Here is an 11,356-nt window from a genome sequence, read left to right as displayed (position 1 = left end):
CCGCACTGCGCAAATGCGTAATAAAAATACAACCCCTCAACTATTTTGACACCTTTTGCTCACCAAACAGCCTGTCTTGGTGAGCATTTGGCCTCTGATGCAAATAATCACGTAGTTTTTTTACGATTTATCCCCCTTGCCCCCTTGCGGGCGCGCCACAGCCTGCCTAAAATCGCGCGTCTTTTGTTAACCCCACCTCTATTTTTGGAGAACGCCACGTGAGCGAAAAATTGGCCAACCCTGCCCCTCTGGGTCTGATGGGTTTCGGTATGACCACCATCCTGCTGAACATCCATAACGCAGGTTTCTTCCCCATCAGCGCCATGATCCTGGCCATGGGCCTGTGCTACGGCGGCATCGCCCAGATCATCGCTGGCATCATGGAGTACAAGCGTGGCAACACCTTCGGTGTGACTGCGTTCACCTCCTACGGCCTGTTCTGGCTGAGCCTGGTGTTCCTGCTGATCATGCCGACCATGGGTCTGGCCGAAGCCACTCCGCACGCCTACATGGGTTGGTATCTGCTGATGTGGGGCATGTTCACCCTGTTCATGCTGGTTGGCACCATCAACTACCCGCGCGCCAAGCAGTTCGTTTTCGCCTCCCTGACCGTGCTGTTCTTCCTGCTGGCCGCCCGTGACTTCACCGGCAGCACCCTGATCGGCACCATCGCCGGTTTCGAAGGCATCATCTGTGGCGCCAGCGCCATCTACCTGGCTATGGCCACCGTGATCAATGAGCAGTTCGGCCGTACCGTGATGCCAATCGGCGATCACAAGAAAGCCGCCGCCGTACAGCTGAAAGCCGCTGCCTGATAGGCAAGCCACTCAGATTGTGAAAAAGGCACCCTCGGGTGCCTTTTTGCTATCTCGAATAACCGTTCAACAGATCGGTTATCAGCTCAGTGACTTGGCGTCCCCCTCCCCCGCCAGCAAACGGGTCGCGGGAAAACGCAGTGCGGGATCCTGGCTAAAGAACTGGCTCAGTTGCCGGTATACCGCGGGATAGACCTGTTGCAGCCGCAGCGGATCGGTAAAGAAGCACTCGCAGCTGACGGCAAAAAATTCGGCGGGATGTTCAGCAGCATAGGGATCGATATCGGTCACTTCGTCCCGATCAAGCTGCTGGCACAGCGTATCGAAGGCGCTCTGAAATGCCTGTTGCCACAGCAGGCTGCTCATCTGCCCCGGCAACGGCGGCGCGCCGTCCGCCTCACCGCCTAGCATGTCGAGCTTGTGAGCCAGCTCGTGGATCACCAGATTAAAGCCGTCCCAGTCACCATCCTGCTGCAGTTCGCTCCAGGCCAGCACCAGCGGCCCTTGCGGCCAGGATTCACCAGCGTTCTCCTCTTCAAACTCGTTCACCAACCCGAACTCATCCTGCACCTCCTGACGCCGGGTGACGGGTTCGGGAATGATGATGACTTCGTGAAAGCCGCGATACCAATCAAGGCCGAGGTGCAAGATGGGCAACGCCGCCTGCAGTGCCAGCACCGCCTGTTGACGGGGGCTGAGATCTACCCCGATCAGGGTCAGGGTCTTGCGCTTGAGCAGCTGCTGCCCCAAGCCGATAAGCGTCGTCTGCTCGGCATCGCTGAGCCCTTGCAAGATGGGCACTGCCGCCAGCGCCTGACGCCACAGCGCCAACTCATCCTCACTCATGGGCGTTTGCGGGCGACCACCCAGCCATTTGAACCATCCCAGCACGCCTACTCCTTCTTTTGATGCAAACAACAGGTCACAGCAGTTTGACGAACCGTTTCGGCCGCTCCTGATAATCCTGCGCCAGATAGAAACGGTGGGCCGCCTCGCGCTTGAGACTGCTGGATAGCTCCAGCTGGGCGCAACCTGCGGCCCGCGCCATCGCTTCGGCTCCCTTGAGCAAGGCTGCGCCCACTCCGCCCCTCTTGCCCCTTCATCGACAACCAGCGCCGAGATCAGGCCCCAAGCTGGTGCAACATGCAACGGTGCCAGCTTGTGCCAGACCAGCACGCCGACCACTTTGTCGGCCAGGGATGCGAGCAGCACAACGCTCGCGGGATCCGGTGCCAACAGGCGCGCCGTCACGTCACCGCCTTCGGCAGGATACCCCAATTGGCTGAACAGGTGGGCGATGGCGCTCCCGTCGTCGACCTCAGGGGGACGGATCGTCAACGTCTCAGGGTCATTTTTCATTGTTGGCCTCATGTTTGCTTTCCATTGTGTTACGCCCGTCACATTGTCTGGCGCAGATCAACAAGGAGGATCTCATCTTTACTCATAGAAAACGCTGCCTGCCATTATCCCCCCACCCTTGTCAATTCACAAATTTGCAACAAGGCAACATTTTTCGCTGGGAAGCACCGATACAACTCGATATGTTACAAGCCATGCATGGCGCGTGTTTGCGCTCTGCTTAACCCCTCAACCTTGCGCTCATTTGTTAACTGGATTGTTAACAAACAGGGCCGAAAACAGTGACAGAGAGCGAGGCCAAGATCTCGCCAAGACAGCGCCACAAACACAACAAAGGAGTTGTTGTACATGAATGAAATCGTCAATGCCATCAATGGTGTAATCTGGAGCCCTGCGCTCATTTACCTGTGTCTGGGGGTCGGTCTTTACTTCTCCCTGCGCACCCGTTTTTTGCAACTGCGTCATATCAAAGAGATGGTGCGCCTGATGTTTGATGGCAAGAGCACCGATGCCGGTGTCTCCTCCTTCCAGGCGCTGGCCATGACCCTGGCCGGTCGTGTGGGTACCGGTAACATCGCCGGTGTGGCCACCGCCATCACCTTCGGTGGCCCGGGCGCCCTGTTCTGGATGTGGATGGTCGCCTTCCTCGGCGCCAGCTCCGCCTTCGTGGAGTCCACCCTGGGTCAGGTTTACAAAGAGAAGATCAACGGTGAATACCGCGGCGGCCCGGCCTTCTACATCGAGAAAGGGCTTGGCATGAAGTGGTACGCCTGGACCTTCGCCATCGCTACCGTCTTCGCCTGCGGCGTGCTGCTGCCGGGCGTGCAGGCCAACTCCATCGGCTCCAGCCTGCAGACCGCCTTTAATATCGATCCGAACGTCACCGCCGCCGGTCTGGCGCTGCTGCTCGGCTTTATTATCTTCGGCGGCGTCAAGCGTATCGCCAGCTTCGCCAGTACCGTGGTGCCCTTTATGGCGCTGGGCTACATCATCGTGGCTTGCGTCATCATCGCCCTCAATATCGGCCAGCTGCCGAGCGTGATCCTGCTGATCTGGAAGAGCGCCTTCGGTCTGGATGCCGGTTTCGGTGCCATTCTGGGTCTGGCCATCATGTGGGGGGTAAAACGCGGGGTCTACTCCAACGAAGCGGGTCAGGGTACCGGGCCGCACGCCTCCTCTGCTGCGGCAGTGAGTCACCCGGCCAAGCAGGGTCTGGTGCAGGCGTTTTCCGTCTATATCGACACCCTGTTCGTCTGCTCCGCCACCGGCTTTATGCTGCTGATCACCGGTCTCTATAACGTACAAGGGCCGGACGGCGCCGCCATCTACACGGGTATTGCCGGTATCGCAGCAGGCCCGGGCTATGTGCAGACCGCTATGGAGAGCATGATGCCGGGCTTTGGCAGCATTTTCGTGGCCATCGCGCTGTTCTTCTTCGCGTTCACCACCATCGTTGCCTACTACTACATCGCCGAAACCAACATCGCCTACATCAACCGCAAGATTAATCGCCCCTGGCTCACCTTCTTGCTGAAAATTGCGCTGATGGCTGCCACCGTCTACGGCACCGTCAAGACTGCAGATCTGGCGTGGGGCATGGGTGATATCGGGGTCGGCCTGATGGCATGGCTCAACATCATCGCCATCCTGCTGCTGCAAAAGACCGCCTTCACCTGTCTGAAGGATTATGAAGCGCAGCAGGCACAAGGTATTGACCCCGTATTCCACCCGGAGAAGCTCGGCATCAAGAACGCCGATTACTGGGTGGGCAAGCGCTCCGAAGAGAACCTGGAACTGGAGAAATCGGGCCATCAGTTCGAGCCGGATCAGGATCGCAAGACCTCCTGAACCAGAACGACATAAGACATCAATAAAAATGGCAGCCTCGGCTGCCATTTCTTTTTACTGTCACCTCAACTCAGAGCGGATTGCGGCGCGGCCCGAAGGGCAGACGCCAGCGAAACAGGCTGTTAAGGGTGGCCCGCCACTGATTGGGTCGCCCCAGGATCTGCTTTTGCAGGCGGGTCTCCTCTTTGAGCATCGCCTCATCGCTGCGGGCCCAGGCCTGGCTGTAGAGCTGCTTGATCCCCGCCAGTGCATCCGGCGACTTGGTGATCAGGGTGCGGGCAAACTCCCGCGCCTCCACCAGCGGATCGGCGCAGACCCGGCTCACCATCCCGAGAGCTTTGGCCTCGAAGGCATCCAGCTCGCGCCCGCTCATGGCCAGCTCCATGGCGGTATCCAGCCCCATCAAGTTGCGCATGGTGACACTGCCGCTCATGTCGGGGATGATGCCCCACTTGATCTCCATCACCGAAAAGCGGCAATCGGGGGTGCTGAAGCGAAAATCGGCCCCGAGCGCAATCTGCAAGCCACCGCCAAAACAGACTCCCTGGGTCACCGCAATCACCGGCACAGGCAGCTGATGCCAGCCATAGGCGACCCGCTGGGCTAGATTGGTCGCCTCGTCCGCCTCACGCTTGAGAATATCGAGCGCTGCCACCGGCTGTCTCAGCATGGATTTCACATCCAGCCCGGCGCAGAAGGCTCGCCCCTCGCCATGCAGAATCACCGCCCGCAGCCCCTTGTGCCGGGCGAGCTGCGTCAATGTCTCGTCGATGGCGCTGAACATAGCGCGGTCCAGCGCATTGAGTTTATCCCCCCGCGTCAGCATCACTTCGGCAATCCCGTCGTGGATCTCGCACTTGACCCTTGGTTTTTCCATCTCCCTTGTCCTCTCCTTGATCCCTGAAACTGACTCACTGGTCATACCACCACGTTATCAGAGTGTGAACAGGCGGTACAGCTGAGACTAAAGTCGGCTGGTCGCCTCCCCCTCCCTTTGTCACACTGGGAGCTGCATGAGTGCCGCAAGCCAGCAGAGGACGCTGTCATGTCAACCCTGTTCAATTTTGCCAGACCACCGTTCGACAGACTGGATGAGGAGGCGCGCGAGCGGCTCTCCCGTCACCTCTCGCTCTGCTATTTTCGGGCCGGGGATCTGCTGCTCAAGGAGGGGGACGAGCCTCCCGGCCTCTATCTCATCATCAAGGGGGCGGTGGAAGAGTCTGCTCCTCACCACCAGTTTGGTGATTACGGGGTCGATGATCTGTTCGATGTGCGCGCCCAGTTTGATGGCCGCTGCCGCCACCGCTTCACCGCGCTGGAAGATAGCCTCTGCCAACTCATTCCTCGCCACACTTTTCTGGCGCTCTGTGAGCAGGACCCGCAGTTTGCCAGCTACTTCACCGCCAATCTGGCCGAGCGCCAGCGCCAGCAGGAGCAACGCGAGCAACTGGGTCAGAAGAATCTGGCGGAATTTATCCTGACCCGCATCGAACCCGGCCACCTGCAGGCACCGCTTATCGTCGACAGCAAGCTGTCACTGCTGGCGGCGACCGAAGCCATGGTGAGCAAGGGGACCGATTGCCTGCTCTACCCGGCCCACGACGGCTCCCTCACGCTGGCAACCCGCAAGACCTTGCTCCACGCCCTGACCCTCAAGGGATTGCCGCTGACGGCCCCGCTCTCGGTGCTGACCCCCACGCCCCTGATTGGTCTGCCGCTGGAGAGCTATCTGTTTGATGCCCTGCTGCTGATGACCCGCCATCGTATCAAGCGACTGGTGGTGTGGCGTGGCAACGAGGTGGCGGGCATCTTGCAACTGACTCAGGTGCTGGGGCTCTTCTCGACCCACTCCCATGTGCTGACCCTGCGCATCGCCCGTGCCGACAGCCTGCCGGCACTGGAGGCGGTCGCCCGCGAGCAGCAGCAATTGACCCGATCCCTGTTTGCCCAAGGGATCCACACCGCCTTTTTGATGAAGCTGATCGCCACCATCAACGAACAGCTGATCGCCAAAGCCTTTGCGCTGGTGATCCCCCCCGAGGTGCAGGATAGAGTCTGCCTGTTGATGCTGGGCTCGGAGGGGCGCGGCGAGCAGATCCTCAAAACCGATCAGGACAACGCCCTGATCCTGCCAGAGGGGCTGACATGGCCCACCCAGACAGCCGATCTGGCCGAATTCAGCGCCCTGCTGGAGCGCCTCGGCTACCCCCTCTGCCCCGGGCAGGTGATGGTGAACAATCCGGCCTGGGTAAAAACAGGCTGCGAGTGGCAAAGCGCTATTGCCAGCGCCTGCACCACGGCAAAAGAGGATGAGCTACTCTGGCTCGCCACCTTGGCCGATGCTCACCCCATCGCGGGGGATCGACAGCTCCATCTGCCGGTTGCCAGAGCGCTGCGCGAGCAGTTGGCGGACAGGCGGGATCTGCTGGCGGAGATGGTGCGACCGGCGGTGGCCTTTCATGCCCCGCTCACCCTGTTTGGCAGGCTGGAGCAGCCACCGGAAGGGCTGGATCTGAAACGGGGCGGCCTGTTCCCGCTGGTGCACGGTATCCGCATGTTGGCCCTTGAGGCAGGCATTCTGGAGACTTCAACCCTGGGGCGTATCGATGCGCTGGTGGCCGCCGATCGGCTCAGTGCCGACTATGGCAGCAATCTGGCGGAGGCGTTCCGGCTCTTTATCCGGCTTAGGCTGCGCAGCCAGCTCAAGGGGGGCAATAGTCGGGTGCAGACAAGCGAGCTTAGCCACAGCGAGCGGGATCTGTTGCGTCAGGCGCTGCATCAGGTTAAGAAGTTCCAGCAGTGGCTCACCTTGCACTTTCGTCTGAGACAATAGCCATGTTGAGCCGCGTTCGACGCTACTGGTATGGCCGTGCGTTCCGAACGGGCGAGTTCGCGCCGCTCTTTGCCACCCCACCGGAAGATGAACGGATCGCCCTCGATTTCGAGACCACCAGTCTCGATCCCGAGCAGGCCGAGATCGTCTCCATCGGGGCGGTGCGCATTCAGGGTAACCGGCTGCTGACCGGCGAGGCCCTCGCCATCAAGGTGCAGCCACCGGCCAGCCTGACCAGCCAATCTGTGGTGATCCACGGTCTGCGCCATCAGGATCTGCAACAGGGAATGGAGCTGGAAGCCGCGCTGCGCCTGCTGCTCGACTTTATCGGCCCCCGTGAACTTGTGGGCTATCACATCGCCTACGATCTGCGTATTCTCAATCTCGCCTGCCAGAAATTGTGGGGATTGACCCTGCCCCAGCGAGGGATCGAGGTGAGCCAGCTTTATCATGACCACCTCTATCGCCGCTATCCCGATGCGGCCATTGACCTCCACTTAAGTGCCATCTGCAGCCACCTTGAACTGCCATCCCTACCCGCCCACGATGCCCTTGCCGATGCCACCACGGCCGCGCTCATCTACCTGCGCCTGACCTGCGGCTCGCCGCTCACTTATCCCAAAGTCTAATTGTCGAGAAATAACATTTAATTCACATTTTGCTTACATGAGCAGATTGCCTGCTCGTCGGGGTTACCCCATCCACCGCTGACACTCATGTCATGGAGAACTGCAATGGAACAGCAAAGCTATCTGAGGATCCAGCAAGATCCCAACTTCCAGGAGCTGGTCGCCAAGCGCCAGCGTTTTGCCTGGGCCCTCTCGGCTCTGATGCTGGGACTCTACCTGGCGTTTATTCTGCTCATCGCCTTTGCCCCCGGTTGGCTGGGCACCCCGCTCAGCGACAGTACCACCGTCACCCGTGGCATTCCGGTCGGGGTGGGACTGATCCTCTCCTCCTTCGTGTTGACCGGCATCTATGTGTTTCGGGCCAACGGCGAGTTTGACGAGCTGAATCAGAAGATCCTCAAGGGAGTGCAGTCATGAGCGCAAAAAGCATGAAAGGCAAGTGGCTGCTGTTGGCCTCACTGGCCTCCTCCCCCCTGCTGGCAGCGGATGCGCTGACCGGCGAGGTACAACGCCAACCCCTCAATGTGTCGGCCATCGTGATGTTCGTGGTCTTTGTAGCCGCCACCTTGTTCATCACCTACTGGGCCTCCAAGCGCAACCGCTCGGCTTCCGACTACTATGCGGCCGGTGGCCGTATCACCGGCTTCCAGAACGGTCTGGCCATCGCCGGTGACTACATGTCCGCCGCCTCCTTCCTCGGGATCTCCGCGCTGGTCTACACCTCCGGCTACGATGGTCTGATTTACTCCATCGGTTTTCTGGTGGGCTGGCCCATCATTCTGTTCCTGATCGCCGAGCGGCTGCGCAACCTCGGCAAATATACCTTTGCCGATGTCGCCTCCTATCGTCTCAAGCAGACTGAAGTGCGTACCCTCTCAGCCTGTGGTTCGCTGGTGGTGGTCGCCCTCTACCTGATCGCCCAGATGGTCGGTGCCGGCAAGCTGATCGAGCTGCTGTTTGGCCTGCAATACCATGTGGCCGTGGTGCTGGTCGGTATCCTGATGGTGCTCTACGTGCTGTTTGGCGGCATGCTGGCCACTACCTGGGTGCAGATCATCAAGGCAGTGATGCTACTCTCCGGTGCCAGCTTCATGGCCATCATGGTCATGAAATCGGTCAACTTCGATATCGGTGCCCTGTTTAGCGAAGCGGTCAAGGTGCACGAGAAAGGGATCGCCATCATGAGCCCGGGTGGCCTGGTTGCTGACCCCATCTCCGCCATCTCGCTCGGTCTGGCATTGATGTTCGGTACCGCCGGTCTGCCCCATATCCTGATGCGTTTCTTCACCGTGAGCGATGCCAAAGAGGCGCGTAAATCGGTGTTCTACGCCACCGGCTTTATCGGCTACTTCTACATCCTCACCTTCATCATCGGCTTTGGCGCCATCTTGCTGGTGAGCACCAACCCGACCTTCAAGGACGCCACCGGCGCCCTGCTGGGCGGCACCAACATGGCGGCCGTCCATCTGGCCAATGCGGTCGGTGGCAGTCTGTTCCTCGGCTTCATCTCCGCCGTGGCATTTGCCACCATTCTGGCGGTAGTTGCCGGATTGACCCTGGCCGGTGCCTCTGCGGTCTCCCATGACCTCTATGCCAGCGTGTTGAAGAAGGGCAAGGCTAACGAGACCGATGAACTGCGTGTCTCCAAGATGACGACTCTGGTGCTGGGCGTGGTTGCCATTGGTCTGGGGATCCTGTTCGAGAAGCAGAACATCGCCTTCATGGTGGGTCTGGCCTTCTCCATCGCCGCCAGCTGCAACTTCCCGGTGCTGTTCCTCTCCATGTTCTGGTCACGCCTGACCACCCGTGGCGCCGTCTACGGTGGCTGGCTGGGGCTGGTGAGCGCCGTAACCCTGATGATCCTGGGCCCGACCGTGTGGGTGAAAGTGCTGGGCCATGCAGAGGCCATCTTCCCCTACGAATACCCTGCCCTCTTCTCCATGGGGTTGGCCTTCGTCGGGATCTGGTTCTTCTCCATCACCGACAGCTCCCAGAACGCCGCCGACGAACATGCCAAGTTCTTGCCGCAGTTCGTTCGCTCCCAAACCGGGCTGGGTGCCTCTGGCGCCACTTCCCACTAACGGGCAGCCATCACGCAAAAGCCGGCTTCACGCCGGCTTTTTTTATTGCCCATCAATCGGCTGCACGCCCCGCTTGCCCCGATCAAGATCACACTTCTCGCTAAAACTTTCGGGGGATCTGTGCCATAATGCGCGCCATTTGACAGACCAATCGGGACACATACCTTGTTAAGTAGCAACAACATCACCATGCAGTTCGGCGCCAAGCCGCTGTTTGAGAACATCAACGTCAAGTTTGGCGGCGGCAACCGCTATGGCCTTATCGGCGCCAACGGCTGTGGCAAGTCCACCTTTATGAAGATCCTCGGTGGTGATCTGGAGCCCACTGGCGGTAATGTGAGCCTGGACGTCAACGAGCGCATCGGTAAGCTGCGTCAGGATCAGTTCGCCTACGAAGATATGCGCGTACTGGACGTGGTCATGATGGGTCACACCGAGCTGTGGGCGGCTATCGCCGAGCGCGATGCCATCTACGCCAACCTCGAAGCCACCGACGAAGACTATATGAAGGCCGCCGAGCTGGAAGGTCTGGTCGCCGAATATGACGGCTACACCGCTGAAGCGCGTGCAGGCGAGCTGCTGCTGGGTGTCGGCATTCCCCTTGAACAGCACAACGGCCCGATGAGCGAAGTGGCCCCGGGCTGGAAACTGCGGGTGCTGCTGGCACAGGCGCTGTTCTCCAACCCTGACATCCTGCTGCTGGACGAGCCGACCAACAACCTGGATATCAACACCATTCGCTGGCTGGAGCAGGTGCTCAACGAACGTGAAAGCACCATGATCATCATCTCTCACGACCGTCACTTCCTTAACTCTGTCTGTACCCACATGGCGGATCTGGACTACGGCGAGCTGCGCGTTTACCCAGGCAACTACGACGACTACATGCTGGCCGCCACCCAGGCGCGCGAGCGTCTGCTGGCCGACAACGCCAAGAAGAAGGCCCAGATTGCCGATCTGCAATCCTTCGTCTCCCGTTTCAGCGCCAACGCCTCCAAGTCCCGTCAGGCGACCTCCCGTCTCAAGCAGATCGACAAGATCAAGATTGAGGACGTCAAGGTCTCCAGCCGCCAGAACCCCTTCATCCGCTTCGAGCAGGACAAAAAGCTCTATCGCAACATCCTGGAAGTGGAAGGTGTATCCAAGGGTTATGGCGACGGTCCCCTGTTCAAGGGCCTCAACATGATGATGGAAGTGGGCGAGAAGGTCGCCATTCTGGGTACCAACGGTATCGGTAAATCGACTCTGATCAAGACCTTGGTGGGCGCACTGGCTCCGGATACCGGCACCATCAAGTGGTCCGAGAACGCCCAGATCGGTTACTACGCTCAGGATCACGCCGAAGACTTCGACACTGATCTCAACGTATTCGACTGGATGGCCCAGTGGAAACAGGAGAACGAAGACGAGCAGGCTGTACGCTCCATACTGGGCCGTCTGCTCTTCTCTCAGGACGACATCAAGAAGCCGGTCAAGGTGCTCTCCGGTGGTGAACAGGGCCGCATGCTGTTCGGCAAGCTGATGATGCAGCGCCCCAACATCCTGATCATGGATGAGCCGACCAACCACCTGGACATGGAATCCATCGAATCCTTGAACATGGCACTGGAGCTCTACCAGGGGACCCTGATCTTCGTCTCTCACGACCGCGAATTCGTCTCCTCTCTGGCGACCCGCATCCTGGAGCTGACCGAAGATGGCATCCGCGACTTCGGCGGCACCTACGAGGATTACCTGCGCACCCAGGGCGTGGTATAACCCCGCACCTGCGCAAGTTCGCAATGAAAAACC

At 59.6% G+C, this 11,356-nt stretch carries 9 protein-coding genes and 1 pseudogene; 7 read left to right on the top strand and 3 right to left on the bottom strand.

Translation table 11 applies throughout. The features are described from left to right. Positions 1-218 precede the first annotated feature (218 nt). On the top strand, positions 219-815 hold the full coding sequence (locus ACTG27_RS04595) for an acetate uptake transporter (protein WP_005336948.1): 597 nt from the start codon (positions 219-221) through the stop codon (positions 813-815). An 81-nt stretch (positions 816-896) separates the two neighbouring features. Here ACTG27_RS04595 and ACTG27_RS04590 read toward each other — a convergent pair whose 3' ends face one another. Together ACTG27_RS04590 and ACTG27_RS04585 are read right to left on the bottom strand one after the other, a co-directional pair. Beyond that, positions 897-1,661 (bottom strand): zinc-dependent peptidase, encoded by a 765-nt coding sequence (locus tag ACTG27_RS04590; protein ID WP_439980492.1) that lies wholly within the window; start codon positions 1,659-1,661, stop codon positions 897-899. Positions 1,662-1,737: 76 nt separating this feature from the next. After that, a pseudogene (locus tag ACTG27_RS04585) lies at positions 1,738-2,174 on the bottom strand (GNAT family N-acetyltransferase). A 348-nt stretch (positions 2,175-2,522) separates the two neighbouring features. Between ACTG27_RS04585 and ACTG27_RS04580 the strand changes: the two are divergent. Continuing rightward, positions 2,523-4,022 carry an alanine/glycine:cation symporter family protein gene (locus ACTG27_RS04580; protein ID WP_199428610.1) on the top strand — a complete coding sequence of 500 codons (1,500 nt, stop codon included), beginning with the start codon at positions 2,523-2,525 and terminating at the stop codon, positions 4,020-4,022. Between the two features lie 70 nt (positions 4,023-4,092). On the opposite strand, the gene ACTG27_RS04575 is transcribed toward ACTG27_RS04580, so the two are convergent. Next, on the bottom strand, positions 4,093-4,899 hold the full coding sequence (locus tag ACTG27_RS04575) for a crotonase/enoyl-CoA hydratase family protein (RefSeq protein WP_439979160.1): 807 nt from the start codon (positions 4,897-4,899) through the stop codon (positions 4,093-4,095). A gap of 168 nt (positions 4,900-5,067) precedes the next feature. On the opposite strand from ACTG27_RS04575, the gene ACTG27_RS04570 reads away from it, so the two are divergent. From ACTG27_RS04570 to ACTG27_RS04550, 5 genes are all read left to right on the top strand, one after another. Further along, the gene (locus ACTG27_RS04570) at positions 5,068-6,855 is read left to right on the top strand and encodes a putative nucleotidyltransferase substrate binding domain-containing protein (protein ID WP_439979159.1); all 1,788 of its coding nucleotides are present in this window, start codon (positions 5,068-5,070) and stop codon (positions 6,853-6,855) included. A 2-nt stretch (positions 6,856-6,857) separates the two neighbouring features. Further along, on the top strand, positions 6,858-7,484 hold the full coding sequence (locus ACTG27_RS04565; protein ID WP_236318019.1) for a 3'-5' exonuclease: 627 nt from the start codon (positions 6,858-6,860) through the stop codon (positions 7,482-7,484). A 105-nt stretch (positions 7,485-7,589) separates the two neighbouring features. Further along, on the top strand, positions 7,590-7,901 hold the full coding sequence (locus tag ACTG27_RS04560; RefSeq protein ID WP_005336970.1) for a DUF485 domain-containing protein: 312 nt from the start codon (positions 7,590-7,592) through the stop codon (positions 7,899-7,901). A gap of 11 nt (positions 7,902-7,912) precedes the next feature. Beyond that, entirely contained in the window at positions 7,913-9,565 is a 1,653-nt protein-coding gene (locus ACTG27_RS04555) for a cation acetate symporter (protein ID WP_439980491.1), read from the top strand. Between the two features lie 165 nt (positions 9,566-9,730). Continuing rightward, complete coding sequence (locus tag ACTG27_RS04550) at positions 9,731-11,323, top strand: ABC-F family ATPase (protein WP_040068106.1); 1,593 nt, start codon at positions 9,731-9,733, stop codon at positions 11,321-11,323. Positions 11,324-11,356: the final 33 nt, after the last annotated feature.

This window comes from Aeromonas sp. 97A (assembly GCF_051919185.1).
Taxonomy (GTDB): Bacteria; Pseudomonadota; Gammaproteobacteria; order Enterobacterales; family Aeromonadaceae; genus Aeromonas; species Aeromonas veronii.
Note: the sequence above shows the minus strand (reverse complement) of the source record. Positions and strands in the feature narration are given on the sequence as shown.

Coding starts and splice junctions, on each gene's coding strand:
- ACTG27_RS04590 (WP_439980492.1), bottom strand. CDS start 1,661: ATGAGTGAGGATGAGTTGGCGCTGTGGCGTCAGGCGCTGGCGGCAGTG.
- ACTG27_RS04580 (WP_199428610.1), top strand. CDS start 2,523: ATGAATGAAATCGTCAATGCCATCAATGGTGTAATCTGGAGCCCTGCG.
- ACTG27_RS04575 (WP_439979160.1), bottom strand. CDS start 4,899: ATGGAAAAACCAAGGGTCAAGTGCGAGATCCACGACGGGATTGCCGAA.
- ACTG27_RS04570 (WP_439979159.1), top strand. CDS start 5,068: ATGTCAACCCTGTTCAATTTTGCCAGACCACCGTTCGACAGACTGGAT.
- ACTG27_RS04565 (WP_236318019.1), top strand. CDS start 6,858: ATGTTGAGCCGCGTTCGACGCTACTGGTATGGCCGTGCGTTCCGAACG.
- ACTG27_RS04560 (WP_005336970.1), top strand. CDS start 7,590: ATGGAACAGCAAAGCTATCTGAGGATCCAGCAAGATCCCAACTTCCAG.
- ACTG27_RS04555 (WP_439980491.1), top strand. CDS start 7,913: ATGAAAGGCAAGTGGCTGCTGTTGGCCTCACTGGCCTCCTCCCCCCTG.